Annotated in this window: 12 protein-coding genes; 6 read left to right on the top strand and 6 right to left on the bottom strand. The window is 69.8% G+C overall.

Features of this window, described 5'->3' with window-relative positions:
• Positions 1-112: 112 nt before the first annotated feature.
• Entirely contained in the window at positions 113-1312 is a 1200-nt protein-coding gene (locus ACK59X_RS30575; protein ID WP_409962568.1) for a methyl-accepting chemotaxis protein, read from the bottom strand.
• A 184-nt stretch (positions 1313-1496) separates the two neighbouring features.
• Between ACK59X_RS30575 and ACK59X_RS30570 the strand changes: the two genes are divergently transcribed.
• Complete coding sequence (locus tag ACK59X_RS30570) at positions 1497-2165, top strand: site-2 protease family protein (RefSeq protein WP_409962566.1); 669 nt, start codon at positions 1497-1499, stop codon at positions 2163-2165.
• A gap of 41 nt (positions 2166-2206) precedes the next feature.
• Positions 2207-3529, top strand: coding sequence for a tryptophan--tRNA ligase (locus ACK59X_RS30565; protein ID WP_409962564.1), 1323 nt, complete (start codon positions 2207-2209; stop codon positions 3527-3529).
• 2 nt (positions 3530-3531) lie between these two features.
• On the opposite strand, the gene ACK59X_RS30560 is transcribed toward ACK59X_RS30565, so the two are convergent.
• Positions 3532-6948: a tetratricopeptide repeat protein gene (locus ACK59X_RS30560; protein ID WP_409962562.1), complete on the bottom strand. Its 3417-nt coding sequence runs from the start codon at positions 6946-6948 to the stop codon at positions 3532-3534.
• Between the two features lie 21 nt (positions 6949-6969).
• Complete coding sequence (locus tag ACK59X_RS30555; RefSeq protein WP_409962560.1) at positions 6970-8916, bottom strand: CHASE2 domain-containing protein; 1947 nt, start codon at positions 8914-8916, stop codon at positions 6970-6972.
• Between the two features lie 160 nt (positions 8917-9076).
• On the opposite strand from ACK59X_RS30555, the gene ACK59X_RS30550 reads away from it, so the two are divergent.
• From ACK59X_RS30550 to ACK59X_RS30535, 4 genes are all read left to right on the top strand, one after another.
• Positions 9077-10162 (top strand): formylglycine-generating enzyme family protein, encoded by a 1086-nt coding sequence (locus tag ACK59X_RS30550; RefSeq protein WP_409962558.1) that lies wholly within the window; start codon positions 9077-9079, stop codon positions 10160-10162.
• A gap of 97 nt (positions 10163-10259) precedes the next feature.
• Complete coding sequence (locus tag ACK59X_RS30545) at positions 10260-10958, top strand: response regulator transcription factor (RefSeq protein WP_409962556.1); 699 nt, start codon at positions 10260-10262, stop codon at positions 10956-10958.
• Positions 10959-11036: 78 nt separating this feature from the next.
• Positions 11037-12746, top strand: coding sequence for a FecR domain-containing protein (locus ACK59X_RS30540; RefSeq protein ID WP_409962554.1), 1710 nt, complete (start codon positions 11037-11039; stop codon positions 12744-12746).
• Between the two features lie 14 nt (positions 12747-12760).
• Positions 12761-15112: a CHASE2 domain-containing protein gene (locus ACK59X_RS30535; protein WP_409962552.1), complete on the top strand. Its 2352-nt coding sequence runs from the start codon at positions 12761-12763 to the stop codon at positions 15110-15112.
• A gap of 24 nt (positions 15113-15136) precedes the next feature.
• Here the strand turns inward: ACK59X_RS30535 and ACK59X_RS30530 are convergent, their stop codons facing one another.
• The 3 genes from ACK59X_RS30530 to ACK59X_RS30520 all read right to left on the bottom strand — a co-directional run bounded on the left by ACK59X_RS30530 (position 15137) and on the right by ACK59X_RS30520 (position 18104).
• The gene (locus tag ACK59X_RS30530) at positions 15137-15448 is read right to left on the bottom strand and encodes a hypothetical protein (RefSeq protein ID WP_409962550.1); all 312 of its coding nucleotides are present in this window, start codon (positions 15446-15448) and stop codon (positions 15137-15139) included.
• Positions 15449-15574: 126 nt separating this feature from the next.
• On the bottom strand, positions 15575-16285 hold the full coding sequence (locus tag ACK59X_RS30525; RefSeq protein WP_409962548.1) for an ABC transporter ATP-binding protein: 711 nt from the start codon (positions 16283-16285) through the stop codon (positions 15575-15577).
• A 10-nt stretch (positions 16286-16295) separates the two neighbouring features.
• On the bottom strand, positions 16296-18104 hold the full coding sequence (locus ACK59X_RS30520; RefSeq protein WP_409962546.1) for an ABC transporter permease subunit: 1809 nt from the start codon (positions 18102-18104) through the stop codon (positions 16296-16298).

Below are 18104 nucleotides of genomic sequence, written 5' to 3'. Positions count from 1 at the left end.
CGAATGGCCCCCCCGCCGCTAAGCCGGAATATCAATATTTTGCGCTTAGGGCGTCCCCCCTAATCCAACCGCTAGTCTATTTAGGTTAAGGCGCTAAGCGACTCCGGGGGGGTCAATCCAGCTTGAAAGCGCCGACCGCGCGCTGCAGGTCTTGCGCGCGCGACGACAAGGCCGATGCCGCGCTGGCCGCCTGCTGGACCAGGGCCGCGTTCTGCTGCGTGGCGCTGTCCATCTGGGCCACGGCGCCGTTCACCTGCTCGATGCCCGAACTCTGTGCATGCAGCGCACCGGAGATCTCGCCCAGCAGCGCGGTGACCTGGCCGACGGCGCCCACGATCTCCTCCATGGTCTTGCCGGCGCGGCCCACGTGGCCGGCGCCGCTCTCGACCTGGTCCACCGACTGGCTGATCAGGGTCTTGATCTCGCGCGCCGCCACGGCGCTGCGTTGCGCCAGGCTGCGCACTTCGCTGGCCACCACGGCAAAGCCACGGCCCTGCTCACCTGCACGCGCTGCTTCCACAGCGGCATTGAGCGCCAGGATGTTGGTCTGGAAGGCAATGCCTTCGATGACCTGGATGATGTCCACGATCTTGCGTGAGCTGCCGCTGATGGCCTCCATGGTCTGCACCACGTCGCCCACCACGCTGCCGCCATGCGCTGCGATCTGGGAGGCATTCACGGCCAGGTTGCTGGCCGAGCGGGCGCGCTCGGCGTTCTGGCGCACGGTGGAGGTCAGCTCGGCCATGCTGCCGGCCGTGTCGGCCAACGAACTGACTTGGTCTTCCGTGCGGCGCGCCAGGTCGGAGTTGCCCGAATCGATGTCGGCCGCGGCTTCGGTGATCGAGTCGGTGGACTGCTTGATGCCCGAGACCAGCTCGGTCAGCGTGTCTTCCATGGTGCCCAGGGCCGTGAGCAGGCGGCCGAAGTCGCCTTCGAGCTCGGACGAGAACTCCTGGCTCAGGTCGCCCGCAGCCACCGTCTCGGCGATCAGGATGGCCTGGTTCAGCGGGTGCACGATGCCACTGCGCAGCAGCACGAAGGACACCAGCGAGACCACGAACACGCCGGCACCCAGCAGCAGCACCCACAGGCGCGCGCTCTCCAGGTGCTCATGGCCGGCCCGGATGGCCTGCTCCAGCGGCGCGCGCTGCTCCGCCGTGAGCCCCGTGGCCGAACCCACCGCAGCGCGGTAGGCATCGTCGGCCTGGCCGATGCCTGAGCTGGCCACCACCATCAGTACCGCCACCAGCAAGGCAATGGCACCAAACGCCAGAATGAGGCGCGTTCCAATCTTCAAACGATCCAGGCCCATGGGATTCATCTCCGATATCAGTGTTGTATTTGGCAGGGTGGCCGCTGTGTTCAATGTAGCGCGCGCATGTCCCGGGGAGAGTCTGCCACGCCTGTATCCATTTGAAACAACGGAACCATCGTAACAATCCCGGAATGTGACTGTGCCAAAGGGTTGTTGTCGTGTGTCTGAGACAATTGGCATGGTGGACATCTCCAATCTCATCCAAACCGTTCTGATCTATGCCCTGCCGGTGCTCTTTGCGATCACCGTGCACGAGGCCGCCCATGGCTACGCCGCGCGCCACTTCGGCGACAACACGGCGTTCATGATGGGCCGGATCACCCTCAACCCGATCAAGCACATCGACCCCATCGGCACCATCCTGATGCCGCTGGTGCTGTACTTCGCCACCTCGGGAGCCTTCCTGTTCGGCTATGCCAAGCCGGTGCCGGTGAATTTCGGCAACCTGCGCAACCCCAAGCAGCACATGATCTGGGTCGCGCTGGCGGGCCCGGCCTCGAATTTCTTCCAGGCCATTTTCTGGGCCGTCCTGCTGGTCGTGCTGCTGGGCGCAGGGGTGGACGAGCGCTTCTTCATTGAGATGGCGCGCGCCGGTGTGCTGGTCAATCTGGTGATGTGGGCCTTCAACCTGTTCCCGCTGCCGCCGCTCGATGGCGGCCGCATCCTCGTCGGCCTGCTGCCCTGGAAGGCAGCCCACATGGTCTCGCGCATCGAGCCCTTCGGCTTCTTCATCGTGATGGGCCTGGTGGTGGCCGGTGTGGTGGGCACCATCTGGCTGCGCCCGCTGATGTCGCTGGGCTATGGCGCCATCAATCTCCTGATCACGCCGCTGGTCGCGGTGCTGCGCTGACCCGCCTTTACTCCTATCTTCCCGCTGATTTCGTCTTTCCCATGAGCACCACGCGCTTTCTCACCGGCATCACCACCACGGGCACGCCCCACCTGGGCAACTTCGTGGGCTCCATCCGCCCCTCGGTAGCGGCCAGCCTCACGCCCGGCGTGCAGAGCTTTTACTTCCTGGCCGACTACCACGCGCTCATCAAGTGCGAGGACCCCGTGCGCATCCAGCGCTCCACGCTGGAGATCGCCGCCAGCTGGCTGGCCGCGGGCCTGGACCCCGAGAAGGTCACCTTCTACCGCCAGTCCGACATCCCCGAGATCCCCGAACTGACCTGGCTCTTGACCTGCGTGACCGGCAAGGGCGTGCTCAACCGCGCCCACGCCTACAAGGCCAGCGTGGACAAGAACACCGCGGCCGAGCGCGATGCCGATGATGGCGTGACCGCCGGCCTGTTCATGTACCCGGTGCTCATGGGCGCCGACATCCTGATGTTCAAGGCCCACAAGGTGCCCGTGGGCCGCGACCAGATCCAGCACATCGAGATGGCGCGCGACATGGCGGCGAGCTTCAACCACCTCTATGGCGAGCACTTCGTGCTGCCCGAGGCTGCCATCGACGAGCACGTGGCCACCCTGCCGGGCCTCGACGGCCGCAAGATGAGCAAAAGCTATGACAACACCATTCCGCTGTTCAGCTCGCGCGAGCAGCTCAAGAAGCTCATCGGCGGCATCCTGACCGACTCGCGCGCACCCGGCGAGCCCAAGGAGGTGGAGGGCTCGGCCCTGTTCCAGATCTACCAGGCCTTCGCCACCGAGGCCGAAACGGCCGCCCTGCGCCAGCAGTACGCCAACGGCATCGCCTGGGGCGATGCCAAGCAGCTGCTGCTGGAGCGCGTGGACCAGGTGATCGCCCCGATGCGCGCGCACTACGAGGAGCTGATCAACAACCCGGCCCGCATTGAAACCACCTTGCTGGCCGGCGCCGAGCGCGCCCGCGCGCTGGCCACGCCCTTCATCCGCGAGCTGCGCAAAGCTGTTGGCCTGCGCGACCTTCGCGATCAGGCGATAGCACTCGAAGGCGTAGAGCTGGTTACGGCGGGCAAGCCTTCTATAAAACTTCTCCCGGCCTTCAAACAGTACCGTGAGGCCGATGGAAAGTTCTATTTCAAGCTCGTCGCGGCAGATGGCGGGCTGCTGTTGCAGAGCACAGGCTTCGATGCGCCCAAGGAGGCCGGGCAGGCCATCGCCCAACTGAAGCGGGGTGGTGACGCCCTGCAGGCATTGGCGCCGCGGCTGATCCCGGTGGACGGCGTGCAAGCCGATGAAGTCACCACCGCCCTGCAGGCCCTGGCGGACGCCGCTTCAGCGGGCTGAGCTCAGTCACGGTAACGCACCCGGGCCCACAGCGTGGGCCGGGTATCGCCGTTCAACGGCGCCTGCGCCGTGGCGATGAAGGCCCAGCGCCGGTCCGCTGACTCCAGGGAGTGCGCCAGCACCAGGTCCCAGCCCGGCCGGCGCGGCGTTGCGTTGGCCTCGTCGGCGAAACGGGAACCCCGGTAGACCAGCGAGCCGGCCGTCAGGTCACGCCCGCCGTGCTTCCACACGCTGGCCAGCGCCAGGGTGTGCCGCGCAAACCCTGGCAAGGCATTGCCCGCGAACTGGCTGCCCAGGTTGCGCGACCGGGCCCAGGTGTAGCTGCCCAGCACGCTCCAGCGCGGCGCCAGCACCCGGTTGAGCGCCAAGCCCGCCTGGTGTAGCCGGCCCTGGCTGAACTCCGGGTTCTCGTTGTACGGGTCCACCACCGTCTGCCCGGTCTGGATCTGCGCGCCCAGGCTGCCCACCCGGTCCAGGTTCACCAGGCCCCGCGGCGGCAGCGCCAGGCCTCCGCCCGCCAGGGTGGGGTTCACGACATCCTGGCTCGACATGGTGGCAAAGCCGAAGGTGCGCGCGTCGAATTCCCAGTCGAACTGCGCCGCGCGTTTGCGCCCGAAGGCGCCCGGCAACTGGTACTGGTGGTCGATGGCAATCGCCCCCAGCGCCACCGGCGACAGCGTGTGCGAGCCGGGTGAGCGCACGCTCTCGATGTAGGCCAGGTGCAGCGCACGGCCCGGCCCCAGGCGGTAGGACAGGCCCAGGCGCGGCAGCGGCTGGCGCGCTCGGCCGCCACGCTCGGCCGTGGGGTCCAGCAGGTCCTCGCCGGTCAGCGAATCGTAGAAACGGTCGCCACGCTGCACGGCCAGGCGCGCCCAGTAGGCCTCGGCATGCCAGGTCCATGGGCCCTGGCGCCATTCACCCGCGAGCCAGGGCATCTGAAAGCGCACGCGCGTGCCCTGCGCCGACGTCACGAGCGGGTCGGAGAGGCTGGAAACGAACACGCCCCGCGTTCCCTCCCAGCCCAGGCTCAGGCGCTGGCCGCCCCATTGCAGGGTGTGGCGCAACAGCACGCCATCGTCCTGGTCCGTGACGCGCGAACCCTGCGGGCCCCAGGCCGCATCGTCGAGCACCAGGCCCTGGCCGAAGCGTGCGCGGTGCAGCTTGAGCCAGGTCTGCGCGTCGGGCGACCAGCGCCAGGAGCCACCCAGGTCGGTGCGCTCGCTGCGCTGGCGCGCCAGGCCATTGAAGGTGATGCCATTGCCGAAATCCCGGCCGTCGGGGAAGCTGTAGCGCAGTCGGTGTTCGGTGTGCAGCAGGAACAGACCAAGGCTTTCGGTAGGCCGCAGGCCCAGCGCGACATCGAAACCAGGGGATGACAAACGATAGCTGGGCACATTGCCGTCGTTCGGCCACATCTGCACACCGTTGGTCCGCACCTGCCAGGCCACGGGCACGGGTGCCGCGGCAAAGCCGTGGTGGCCCACGTCGGCGGCCAGCGTGTCGTGCAACGGACCACGCTCGGCGCTTGCAATCCAGAGCCACTCGCCGCCTTGGGTGAGCACGAGCGGGGCCTGCTTCTCGCTGGCGCCGAAAGCCGTGGGGTCGCTCAGGTAGCCTTGGTAGCGCTCGGAATTGCGGCTGAAATCGCTCTCGTAGCGGTTAGCCAGGAAGAAGTGGCTGCCCGCCCACAGCGGGTAGTACGAGGCACTGGCATAGGCGCGCGCCCAGTGCTCCAGGCCGAAGTCGCCCAGGGCCTTGCCCAGGTTGGCCGAGCCCTGGCTGTCGCTGGTCAGCGGATCGAGCGATTTGAGGTAGGGCAGCCGGGTGAGCGCCTCGCGCGCGGCGGCGATGGCTTCGATGGGCTCGCCCTGGTCATTGCGCAGCACCGATTCGACCTGCCAGGGCAACGGGTCCTTGGGATCGGCCACCTTGGCGCGCGCCAGGGAATCGAGCGCGGCGGCCCGCTCGCCCAGATGGTACTCGGCCACGGCCAGCCAGACCTGCGCGCGCGCGTAGCGCGGCTCGATCACCAGGGCCTTGAGCAGTTGGGTGCGTGCACCGGCCGGGTCGCCCTGCTGCAGCGCCACCAGGCCCGCACCGGCCAGGCTCACGTAGTCGTCGCCGGCCAGGGCCAGGGCGGCATCGAAGCCGCTGCGCGCGTCGCCCAGGCGCAGTGCCTCGGCCGCCAGCGTGGCCTGCTCGCCCTGGTATGCGGGTTGTTCCGGTGCCAACGCCACGGCGCGTGCCAGGGCCTCGCGCGCGCCACGCAGGTCGCCGCGCTCGCGCAGGGCGCGGCCCAGGCTCCACTGGGCGGCGGCCTGGTCCCCGGCCGGCTCCTGGCGCCCCTGGGCACCGGCCACGGCACGGCGGTACAGCGCGATGGCCTCGTCGCCCCGGCCCTCCAGGCGGTGCCAGTCGCCGTCGGCCAGCAGCAGGGCCGTGGCATCCGGTGCCTGCGCGCGCGCGGCGTCGAGCCAGGTGCGCGCCTCGGCACCCCGGTCCAGGGCCAGCAGCAGTTCGGCCCGGCGGGCCGCCGTGCGCGGATCCCGGGTACGCTGCCAGGCCGCAGCCAGGCGCTGTCCGGCTGCGTCCATCTGGTCGGCAAAGACCTCCAGGTCGGCCAACAGCAGATCGATCACCGCACCGCCCTGCCCGCTGGCAGACAGCGCCTGCAGCTGCTCGCGCGCACGCGGCCACTGCCCCGCGCGCAGGTCATCGCGGATGGCGGCCAGCGGGGGCGCCACGGCATCGCCCTGCAGCTCCACCCAACGTGTGGGATCCACCGGGTTGGCCATGACCCACTGCACACGGTCGCGCGGGCGCACCAGCACGCGCTTGACCGGGGCCTTGCCGGGCTCCACATACCCTTGTTCCGCCGGACCCAGTTCCACCCGGCCGAAGGCGTTGGACAGATCGACTTGGCCCGAGAGCACCGTGAGCGTGGTGCGGCCGCTGCCATCGACCTCCACGTCCCAGTCGGTGCCACGCACCACGGCCAGGGCGGCCGGGGTCTGCAACTCCAGCGCGGCCGGCGTCTTCTTGGTGCGCGCCCAAAGCCGGCCGGCGGCCAGTTCCAGCAGCGTGCGCTCGGGCTGCGACGCGCACAGGCGCAGTTGCGCATTGGCCGACATGCGGATCTGCGTGCGATCGGCCAGCAGCAGCGCGGCCGATGACAGCTCCAGGGTGCGCACGCCCGTGCCCGCACCCAGTTGCTGGGCCAGGGCGGCGGGCGACCAGGGCCCCTCGCCCGCGGGCCGGGTCTGGCCCTGGCCGGCCAGGGCCACGATCTGCGCAGCCATGGCACCGGGTGCCGTGGCCACGCCAGCGCACTGGGCCCAGGCACCTGGCAGGAACAGGCTGGCAGCAGCCAGGGCCAGCGGGGTGGCAGCCCATCGGCACCGGAAAGGCGAGGAAGGCATGGCGGGGGTCCTTCTGATGAATTACTTGTCCAGGGCGCTGGCAAAGCCCGCGTCGGACGGTTCCGTGCTGGCTTCGGCGTCGGCCAGGGCCTGCAGGCGCAGGCGCAGGCGCCCGGCCTGGGCGGCCAGCCCGGGCGCCGCCTGCAGCGCACGCGCGCTCCATTCGGCGCAGCAGGCCAGGGCATCGTGCCAGCGGCCCGCACGCACATGGGACTGCAGGTCCAGGCTGATGGCCACGAGAGGCGCATCGCTGCAGGGGGTGTAGACGTTGATGCCATTGCTGCGGCCCGCCAGCACCACCGCATCGAGCCAGAGCAGTTGCGCAGGCTGCGGCAAGGCGCTGCGCGTGGCCTCGGACAGCAGGATGCCGGTGCCAAAGGCCTTGTTCGCGCCTTCGAGCCGGGCCGCGGTGTTCACCGCGTCGCCCACGGCGGTGTAGGTGAAGCGTCCCTCGGAGCCCAGGTGCCCCACGGCCGCCTCGCCCGTGTGCAGGCCGATGCGCAACTGCAGGTCGGCAAAGGGGGTGCCGGCCCACTGGCTGCGCAGGGCCTGCATTTCCCGCTGCATCTCCTGCGCGCAGGCCAGGGCGCGTGCCGCATGCTGCGGCTCGGCCACGGGGGCGTTCCAGAAGGCCATCACGGCATCGCCGATGAACTTGTCGAGCGTGCCACCGTGGCGGTGCACGGCATAGGTCATGCGCGTGAAATAGGCGTTGAGCGCCTGCGCCACCGATTCGGGCGGCAGGTGCTCGCTGGCCGAGGTGAAGCCCGCCAGGTCCGAGAACAGCAGCGTGAGTTCGCGCCGCTCGCCGCTGATGGCCGGTGCGGTGCCGCTGGCGATCAGCGCGCTGACCACGGCTGGCGGCACGTAGCGCCCGAAGTCCAGCCTCAGGCGCTCGCGCTGGCGCCGTTCGCGCCAGTAGCTGTCGGTCGCGCCCACGTTGAAATGCAGCACCAGTGCCACCAGCGTGGGCAGCGTGGGCCACCACACGCCCTGCAGGTAGGCCCAGAGCCCGCCGATCAGCGCCAGCAGGGCCAGCGCCACGCTCAGCCACACGGCGAGCCAGCCGCGCCAGCGCCGGGTGAGCGCGGCCACCAGGACGATCGCCGCCGCGGCCTGCAGCAGCGGGCCCGCCGGGTGCGCGGGCACGATCCAGTCGCCCGTGAGGCCATTGATGAGCGCTGTGGCATGCAGCATCACGCCCGACTGCGTGCCGTGGCCCAGGCTGCGCAGCGGCGTGGTGAACTGGTCCACCCCGCCCACCGGCGTGTTCTGGCCCAGCAGCATCAAGCGCCCCTGCAGTGCACCGGGCGCCAGTTGCCGCGCCGGGTCCAGCGCCTGGGTGTAGTGCACATAGGGCAGCGCCACTTCAGGAGCGTAGTAGCGCAGCAGCGCACCGGGCGGAGGGGGCACCACGCTGCGGCCCGCGGCCTGCGCCAGCACCCGCCACATCGCATCGCTCTGCGGTGGTGCGCTGCGCTGCACACCATCGTCGTCGGGCTGCATGCCCACGTCGCCGTGCAGCGCCTGGGCAAAGATGGAGCGCAGCGTCTGCCGGTACTGCGCCACCTGCCCGGTCTGCACCGCCACCTGGGCACTGGCCAGCACCACGGGCATGCGGCCCTGCAGGGCCCGGCCCAGGGCGGCGTCGTCCTCGGGGGACTGGGCGGTGGAAAGCAACAGATCGATGCCGAGCCCCGACGCGCCGGCCGCGGAAAGCGCCTCGACCAGTTGCGCGTGCAGGCGCCGCGGCAAGGGCGGCGTGGCCTGCAGCGCCGCCAGGCTGGGCTCGTCGATGCCGATGACCAGCACACCTGCATCGGGCCGCACGGGTGCGGTCAGGCTGCTGAAAAGATCGTATTCCAGGCGCTGCAGCGGCTGCCATACCGGCAGCAGGTGCAGCACAGCCAGCAGCAGCAGCGGCACCAGCAGGCGCAGCGCCCACTGGCGCGCGGTGTCCCTTGCCACTGCGGACCGGATCCAGGCCATACATCTCCCGTCAGGTGTAACGCACTGTATCGCAGCGCGCCGGGGCCGCAAAGCGCAAGCCGGTGCACTTACATCTGGCGCGCGGCATTTGCCCCACAGTGCCGTAGACTGGTTTGCAAGCCAGCTTTCGGAGACTGCCATGGACGTTCGGATTGCCTGGGCCGCTTTCGCGGCCGCGCTGGCCCTTGCCATGGGCCCGCCGGCGCTGGGCCAGGTGCACCGCGGCCCGGCACACCCGGTGTGGACCAACAGCCTGGGCATGCACTTCGTGCAGGTGCCCGCCGGCAGCTTCGTGATGGGCGGGCCCGAGGCGCCCGACGTGCTCGCGCAGGCCTACCCACAGCTGGAAGTCAAGCGGTTCACCGAACTGGCCGATGAAGGCCCAGCCCACCGCGTGCTCATCAGCAAGGCCTTCTACCTGGGGCAGCATGAGGTGACGGTGGGCCAGTTCAGGCGCTTCCTCCAGGCATCGGGCTACCAGCCCGAATCCGTTGCCGACGGCACCGGTGGCTATGGCTACAACCCGCAGTACGACCCGGCCACCACGCGGCGCGGCGATGCCTTCGAGGGACGCGACCCGCGCTACTCCTGGCGCAACCCGGGGTTCCCGCAGGGCGACGACCACCCCGTGGTCAACGTCACCTGGAACGATGCCCAGGCCCTGGCGCAGTGGCTGAGCCGCACCGAAGGCCACCGCTACCGGCTGCCGACCGAGGCCGAATGGGAGTACGCCTGCCGCGCCGGCACGCGCACCCGCTACCCGCATGGCGATGACCCCGAGGGCCTGCTCCGAAACGCCAACACCTTCGACCAGGACGCCGCCCCACTGTGGCAGCGCTGGCGCCAGCATGCGCTGCGCGGCAGCGACGGCCACGCCTTCACGGCCCCCGTGGGCAGCTACGCGCCCAACGCCTTTGGCCTGCAGGACATGCTGGGCAATGCCTGGGAGTGGGTGTCCGACTGGCATGGCGACAGCTACTACGCGGAGTCACCCGCCGTGGACCCGCAGGGACCGGCCGACGGCAGCGTGCGCGTGCGCCGCGGAGGCTCCTGGCACACCTGGTCTTTCTACGCACGCTGCGGCTACCGCAACTGGAACAGCCCGCAGACCCGCTACACCCTGGTGGGCATGCGGCTGCTGCGCGAAATCGCACCGCCCCTTGCCGGCCGGCCCCACACGCGCCCCAGTGCCACGCGCCGCCTGGCATCGCCCGTGACACGGTGAACAACTGTCAAACCTGGCGATCACCGAAAAGGCGCATGGCCCTGGCCACCCGACATCGCGAATAATGCGGGGTGAATCTTGAACGGAACGGAGAACCATGCGCATAGCGGCGTTAGACGACGATGCGCTTCAGCTGGATCTGATCAAACAGGCCACCGAAGCGATGGGCCATGTGTGCCACACCCACCTGACCGGTGCCGCGCTGTTGCGCGAGATGCGCCGCGAAACCTTCGACCTGCTGATCGTGGACTGGCACCTGCCCGACACCACCGGCCCCGAGGTGGTGCGCTGGGTGCGCGAGAACGTGGGCAAGCAGTTGCCCATCCTGTTCGTGACCAACCGGCAGGAGGAGCGCGACATCGTCGAAGGCCTGGGCAGCGGGGCCGACGACTTCATGGTCAAGCCTGTGCGCATCGGCGAACTCAACGCGCGCGTGGGGGCGCTGCTGCGCCGCGCCTACCCGCAGAGCACCGGCGGCACGCTCGATTTCGGGCGCTACAAGTTCTTCCCCGAATCGCGTTCGCTCGAGATCGATGGCACCGTGGCCGAACTCAAGAACCGTGAATACGACCTGGCCCTGTTCCTGTTCCAGAACATGGGGCGCCTGCTCTCGCGCGACCACCTCAAGGAGGTGATCTGGGGCCAGGGCTCGGACGTGCTGTCGCGCTCGCTCGACACCCATGTCTCGCGCCTGCGCACCCAGCTGGACCTGCGCCCGGCCAATGGCTACTTCATCACCGCCGTGTATGGTGTGGGTTACCGGTTCGAAGCCGTGGAACCCGACCGCAAGCCTTGATGCGCCCCTGGGCTCCCGCGCTGGAGCTCGCCCCCGAGAACGAAGCCCCGCGCACGCCGCGGCCGTAGGAGAGTTGACGTGGTCATCCACCGCCTTGCATTGCCCCTGTCCGCCATTGCCATGGTCACGGCGGGCCTCGGTTGCGCGCATGCGCAAGCCATCCCAGACCCGCAGACTGACGAAATCGCGCACACGGTGCGCGCCGGCGACACGCTCGAAGGCCTGGCCAGCGCCTACCTGGACAACCCGCGCCAGTGGCCGCTGCTGCAGCAGCGCAACAAGGTGGCCAACCCCAGGCGCCTGCAGCCGGGCTCCACCGTGTGGATTCCCGTGCGCCTGCAGCCGCGGGCCTCGGCCCAGGTGGAATTCGTGCAGGGCAATGCCACGGCCCAGCCGGCCGCGCAGGCCAGCCCGCAACCCTTGGCCCCGGGTGCCCGTCTGGACGAAGGCACGCGCCTGCAGGTGGGGCCGGACAGCTTTGTCGCCGTGCGCCTGGCCGATGGCACCGTGGTGCGCGTGCAGCCCCAGTCCGACCTGCAGCTGCGCCAGCTGCGCCGGCGCGGGCGCACGGGCAGCATCCAGTCGGTGATGGAGGTGCGTGCCGGCAGCGTGGAGTCGAGTGTCACCCCCAGCACCGATGCGCTGCGCCGCTTCGAGGTGCGCACGCCGCGCGCCGTGACCAGCGTGCGCGGCACCGAATTCGGCGTCGCGATGGCGGCCTCGGGCCAGGCCACGGCCTCGGTGCTCGAAGGCACGGTGGCGGTACAGTCCCGCGCCGAGAATGCCGCGCAGCCAGAAGCCGGCGCCACCTTGCTGGCGCGCGGGCAAGGCATGTCGGTGGCGCCCGATGGCACGCTGGGTGCGCCGCGCCCCCTGCTGGCCCCGCCCGACCTGTCCACCGTGCCGACGCAACTGCACGACCTGGGCCTGCTGGCCATCAACCTGCCGGCCACGCCCGGCGCCAGCGGCTATGTGGCGCAGGTGGCGCGCGATGCGGCCCTGACCCAGGTGCTGCGCAGCGGCCGCTTTGCCGATGGCCAGCTGCGCTGGGCCGCGCTCGACGACGGCAGCTACCACCTGGCCGTGCGCGCCGTGGACGAGGCCGGCATTGCCGGCCAGCCCGCCACGCGCGCCATCACCATCAAGACCCGGCCGGTGCCGCCGCTGTACCAGCAGCCCGCACCCGGGGCCGTGGTGCCGCGCGTGACGGGCGCTCTGCGCTGCACCGAGGTTCCCGGAGCCCGCTGGTACCGCATCCAGGTGGCGGCCAGCGCGGATTTCACCAGCCCGCTGGTGGACGAGGCCCGCCTCAATCCCTGCCAGCTGACGCTGGCCACGCTGCCCCTGGGCAACTACTTCTGGCGCGCCGCCACGGTCGCGGAACTCGCAGGCGGCGCCCTGGACCAGGGGCCCTTCGCGCCCGCGCAGGCCTTCACCGTGGCCCAGCAACCCGCTGCGCTGGACCTGTCGGACATGCAGGCGACCGATGGCGACACCATTGTGCGCCTGCACTGGCCTGCCCAGGCCGGCCAGCGCTTTCGCGTGCAGTTGGCGCCGGACCTGGAATTCACCAAGGTCCTGCAGGACACCCAGCTCGACGAACCGCGCTGGACCTCTGCGGCCGATCTGCCTGCAGGCACCTACTTCGTGCGCATCCAGGTGCTCGACCCTTCGGGCCTGCAAAGCGAGTTCTCGCCGCCGCGCAGCATCCGCGTGGGCACGGGGCTGAACACCAGCTTTGGGCTGCCCCTGTCCACCATGGGCGGTGAGCCGGTGCGCCGCCCCTGAGCCCCCTGCGGCCTATGCCCACGCAACCCTCCCGCACGCGCAACCAGCAGCGGCGGATCGAATGGGCGGCCATCGCGCTGAGCCTGCTGGCCCTGGTTGCCTGGCTCAGCACGCCCGGCACGCTGCCGCGCACCAACCACCTGGTGCAGGACACGGGGCTGCGCCTGGTGTCGCGCCCGCCGCAGCCGGACATTGCCGTGATTGCGGTGGACGACCGCAGCATCGGCGTGATCGGCCGCTGGCCCTGGCGGCGCGCCCTGCATGCCCAGCTGATCCAGAACGTGTCGCGCCAGGAACCGCTGGTGATCGGCATGGATGTGCTGTTCAACGAGGAAGACCTCGACTACCCCGAGGACGATCTGCTGCTCGCCGATGCCCTGGCACGAAGCGGCCGCGTGGTGCTGCCGGTGATGCAGCGCCATGGCCCGTACGAACCAGGCGATGGCGCGGACAGGCCGATTCCCGCGCTGGAGCAGGCTGCAGCCCGGCTGGGGCATGTGCACGTGGCCGCGGACGAGGACGGCGTGGTGCGCAGCCTGTACGTGCGCGAAGGGCCGGCCAGTGCGCCCTGGCCGCACTTCAGCACCGCCATGCGCTGCGTGGCCACGCCCTCGCTCGGCGGCTGCCCACCGGCGCGCTGGAGCGACCCACCGGCCGATGGCGCGCGCTGGGAGCGGGCCGGGCGCCGCCTGATCCCCTACGCGGGCGGGCCGGGCCACTTCACCACCTACTCCTACATCGACGTGCTGCGCGGCGAGGTGCCGGCAGATGCCTTCCGCGGCAAATACGTGCTGGTGGGTTCCGTGGCCGCCGGGCTGGGCGACATGTTCGCCACCCCGGTGGGCCAGGAGTCGCGGCTGATGCCGGGGGTGGAGGTGATCGCCCAGGTGCTGGATGCCGACCTGGCAGGCGTGCACATCCACACGGCGGCGCCCGCCCTGAACATGGCCTTCAACCTGCTGCCGGTGGTGCTGGCCCTGCTGGCGCTCCTGCTGCTGGGCCCTTTCACGGCCCTGCTCATCAGCATTGCACTGGGTGCCGTGACGCTGGCCCTGGCGGTGTTGCTGCCCGTGTGGAGCGGCCTGCAGTTCGCGCCCGCCGCCGCCCTCATCGGGCTGGTGCTGGCCTACCCGCTGTGGAGCTGGCGGCGATTGAGTGCCGCGGCCCAGTTCCTCAGGCTGCAGATGGAGAACCTGCAGCGCCAGGGCCTGGTGATCCCGCTGCGCGGCCCGGCCGCCAGCAGCGGCGACTTCCTGGAGCGGCGCATCAACGCCGTGGAATACGCCTCGCGCCAGTTGCGCGACATGCACCATTTCGTGAGCGAGAGCCTGCAGCAACTGCCCTCGCCCACCATGGTCTGCGACACCGAGGGCCGCATCCTGCTGGCCAACACGGCCGCACGGCGCCATCTGCTGGGCGTGGCCGAGGTCGAGGGCGACCCCATGGTCTGGCCCTTGCAGGGCCGCCAGATCACTGACGTGTTGGGCGACCTGATCGACATCGCCACCGAACAGCCGCTGGTGACCCCGGAACGCCTGGCCAGCCGCAGCTTGCCGGCCCGCCGCGAAGGGCGCGACGCCAAGGGCCGCAGCGTGCTGGTGCAAAGCCGGCAGTTCACCGACCTGGCGCAGTCGGGCTGGCTCGTGACCTTGGTGGACCTGACAGAGATGCGCAGCGCGCTGCAGCAGCGCGACGAGGCCATGCACTTCATCTCGCACGACATCCGGGCGCCCAACGCCTCCATCCTCACGCTGCTGGAAATGCACCAGGCCTACCCGGGCCGCATGTCGGACGCGCAACTCATGCAGCTCATCGCACGCTATGCGAAAACCTCGCTGGGCATGGCCGAGAATTTCATCCAGCTGGCCAGCGCCGAATCGCAGGCGATGCGGCGCGAGGCCCTGGACCTGGCGGACGTGCTGCACCAGACGGTGGACGAAACCTGGGTGCCGGCGCGGGATGCGGACGTGCAGGTCGTGGTGGCCGGTGCGCCGGATTCGGCGCCGTTCACAGGTGACCGCTCGCTGCTGTGCCGGGCACTGGCCAATGTGGTGAACAACGCCATCAAGTACAGCCCGCGCGGCGCTACCGTGCACTGCACCCTGGCGGCACGGGCGGGCCAATGGGTGATTGCCGTGCGCGACGAGGGTCCGGGCATTGCACCGGCCCTGCAGGACAAGCTGTTCGCCCCGTTCCAGCGGCTGCATGACCGCAGCCACCCCGGCATTGCCGGCGTGGGGCTGGGGCTGGCCCTGGTGCGCACCGTGGTGCAGCGCCATGGCGGCAGCATCGAGGTGGAAAGCGATGAGGGAAAGGGCGCGGAATTCAGGCTGGTGCTGCCGCAGGGCGATGTACCTGCAGAATGAGCCGGCACAACCTTTGGGCGCCGGTCAGGCCAGTGCTTCGTCTTCCACCTTCAAAGGGTCGGCCAGGGCATCGCCCTCACCGGCCAGCAGGCCGATGCAGTCGAGGGCGGTGGGCGGCTCGCAAGGCTCGGCATACACGCGCAAGGCAATGTCCTGCGCGGCGGGCGAGAAGAACAGCCACAGCTTGTCTGCCTGCTTGTCGTAGCACGAGAAAAGGGCACGTTTCGATCCGGCAGGCGAGATCAGAAACTGCGACATGAACATCTGCTGGATGCGCTGGGTGGGCTCGAAGGCCTGGGCATCGTTACCCAGCGACAGCTTGTACCAAGTTTTCATGGGAGCCTTTCGACCGCGAGGTCTGTTGTGTCTGGCTCCATCGTATTTTTGCCCCCGGGTTTTCCCTCCTCTCCAAGCGCGCATTGGTCTGTAGGACTGCCGCCCTTGGGCACGCCAGCAGCCCGGTCAGTGCTTGCCCAGGTAGGCCTCGCGCACGGCCGGGTCCTCCAGCAGCGCCCGCGCCGGGCCCGACGAAGCGATCTCCCCGGTCTTGAGCACATAGGCCCGGTCCGCCACCTTGAGCGCCTGGTTGGCCATCTGCTCCACCAGCAGGATGGTGATGCCGCGCTGTTTGAGCGCGCGGATGACGCCGAAAATTTCCTTGACGATCAGCGGCGCCAGGCCCAGCGAGGGCTCGTCGAGCAGCAGCAGGCGCGGGCGCGCCATCAGCGCGCGGCCGATGGCCAGCATCTGCTGCTCGCCGCCGCTCAGGGTGCCGGCCATCTGGTGCTGGCGCTCGCGCAGGCGCGGGAAGGTGGTGAACTGCTCTTCAAGGTCGGCTTCGACCGAGGGATCCCCCGCCGGCCGCAGGTAGGCACCCAGGAGCAGGTTGTCACGCACGCTCTGGTCCGGGAACACCTGGCGCCCCTCGGGTGACTGGGCAATGCCCAGGGCCACGCGCCGGTGCGCCGGCGTGCGCGCCAGGTCCTGGCCGTCGAACACGATGCGCCCGCCGGCACAGGGCTCCAGGCCCGAGATGGCCTTCATCAGCGTGCTCTTGCCGGCACCGTTGCCACCGATGAGGGTCACCACCTCCCCGGCCGCCACCGTGAGGCTCACGCCCTTCAGGGCCTGGATGGCGCCGTAGTTCACTGCGAGTTCTTCGATTTGGAGCATGGACAACGCCTCAGGCAGGGACAGGGTGTGGTGTGGCGGCGGCGTTCTCCTCCTCGTCATCCACGCCCAGGTAGGCGGCAATGACCTTGGGGTCCGCCTGCACGGCGGCAGGCGCGCCCTCGGCGATCTTGGCGCCGTAGTCGAGCACCACCACATGGTCGGACACGGCCATCACCAGGTCCATGTGGTGCTCGATCAGCAGCACGGTGATGCCTTTGGCGCCAATGCGCCGGATCAGCTCCGTCAGCGCCTGCGTCTCCTGAGGGTTCAGGCCGGCGGCCGGTTCGTCGAGCAGCAGCAGGCGTGGCTGCGTGGCCAGCGCGCGGGCCAGTTCCAGCCGGCGCTGCAGGCCATAGGGCAGGCTGCCGGCCTCGTCATGGGCGCGGTCCAGCATGCCCACGAACTGCAACAGGCGCACCGCCTCCTCGCGCGCCTGGCGCTCCTCGCGGCGCGCCGATGGCAGGCCGAGCAGGCTGGCCCAGAAGCCCACGCGCAGGTGCGGGTGCAGGCCGGCCAACACGTTGTCGATCACGCTCATGTGGGCAAACAAGCGCAGGTTCTGGAAGGTGCGGCCTATACCCAGCCGGCAGATCTGGCTGGCGCGTACGCGGGCGATGCCCTGTCCGGCAAATTCGATGCTGCCCCGGTCCGGCGCCACGATGCCCGACAGGATGTTGAGCAGCGTGGTCTTGCCAGCGCCGTTGGGGCCGATCAGCGCATGCACATGGCCCGCGCGCAGCGACAGGCTGACCTCGTTGGTCGGCACCACGCCGCCATAGGCCTTGTACAGGCCCTGGGCCTGGAGCATCACGCCTGCGGCCTCGGCGCCCGGCGCCTGGCGCGGCTGCCATTCCCCCTGCACCACCGGCAGTGGCTGCGCCTGGTGCAGCCGCGGCCAGAGGCGCCGCCCCAACCGCTGCAGTGCCCCCGCCAGGCCCTGCGGCATGGCATAGAGCGCGAACAGCAGCAGCGCACCGTAGGTGAAGTGCTGCAGCCCCGGCCAGCGCGCGAGGAAGGCATCGAGCAGCGTGAGCACGATGGCGCCCACGGCCGGCCCCATCACCGAAGGTCCGCCGAACAGCACGATGAGCAGCAGGAAGATCGACAGGTTGAAGCTGATGAAGTCCGAATTGATGTACTGATTCTGCTGCGCCACCAGGGCCCCGGCCACGCCGCAGGTGACGGCGCTGATGACAAAGGCCAGCACCTTGGTGCGGTAGACGTCGATGCCCACGCTCTCGGCCGCTACCTCGGCGGCCTGCACGGCCTGGAACGCCCGGCCGTACTTGCCCCCGAGCAGGGTGCGCAGCACCAGGTGCGTGGCCAGCGCAAAGGCCAGCACCAGCCAGGCCCAGCCGCGCATGTCCAGCATGTGCCCGCCGATGGAGGGCGGCACGATGCCGTAGATGCCCTGCTGGCCACCAAAGGGCACCTGCCACTCGGTCACGATCTTCTCGACCACGATGCCGAAGCCGATGGTCACCATGGCCAACGAAGGCCCCTTGACACGCAGCGAGGGCAGCGCGATCAGCACGCCAAAGAGCCCGGCCACCACGGCCGCCGCCAAGAGTGCGAGCCAGGGGTTCCACCCCGCCTGGGCCGTGAGCAGGGCTGCCGTGTAGGCCCCTGCGGCGAACAGGCCGGCGTGGCCCAGGGACTTCTGCCCGCTCCACCCCACCAGCACGTTCAGGCCGGCGGCGGCCAGGTAGTACATGCCCGCCGTGAAGATGATCTTGAGGTAGAAATCGTTGCCGATCGCCAGGGGGACCAGCACGGCCGCCGCAGCGGCTGCGATGAACGCAAGGGTATGGGTGCGCAT

The organism is Acidovorax sp. (genome assembly GCF_046339755.1).
Lineage (GTDB): Bacteria > Pseudomonadota > Gammaproteobacteria > Burkholderiales > Burkholderiaceae_C > Acidovorax.
This window is presented reverse-complemented; position numbering and strand designations above follow the sequence as displayed.

Excerpts from the sequence above, each read along its gene's own strand:
- ACK59X_RS30575 (WP_409962568.1), bottom strand. The coding sequence starts at position 1,312 with ATGGGCCTGGATCGTTTGAAGATTGGAACGCGCCTCATTCTGGCGTTT.
- ACK59X_RS30565 (WP_409962564.1), top strand. The coding sequence starts at position 2,207 with ATGAGCACCACGCGCTTTCTCACCGGCATCACCACCACGGGCACGCCC.
- ACK59X_RS30560 (WP_409962562.1), bottom strand. The coding sequence starts at position 6,948 with ATGCCTTCCTCGCCTTTCCGGTGCCGATGGGCTGCCACCCCGCTGGCC.
- ACK59X_RS30550 (WP_409962558.1), top strand. The coding sequence starts at position 9,077 with ATGGACGTTCGGATTGCCTGGGCCGCTTTCGCGGCCGCGCTGGCCCTT.
- ACK59X_RS30545 (WP_409962556.1), top strand. The coding sequence starts at position 10,260 with ATGCGCATAGCGGCGTTAGACGACGATGCGCTTCAGCTGGATCTGATC.
- ACK59X_RS30535 (WP_409962552.1), top strand. The coding sequence starts at position 12,761 with ATGCCCACGCAACCCTCCCGCACGCGCAACCAGCAGCGGCGGATCGAA.
- ACK59X_RS30530 (WP_409962550.1), bottom strand. The coding sequence starts at position 15,448 with ATGAAAACTTGGTACAAGCTGTCGCTGGGTAACGATGCCCAGGCCTTC.
- ACK59X_RS30525 (WP_409962548.1), bottom strand. The coding sequence starts at position 16,285 with ATGCTCCAAATCGAAGAACTCGCAGTGAACTACGGCGCCATCCAGGCC.
- ACK59X_RS30520 (WP_409962546.1), bottom strand. The coding sequence starts at position 18,104 with ATGCGCACCCATACCCTTGCGTTCATCGCAGCCGCTGCGGCGGCCGTG.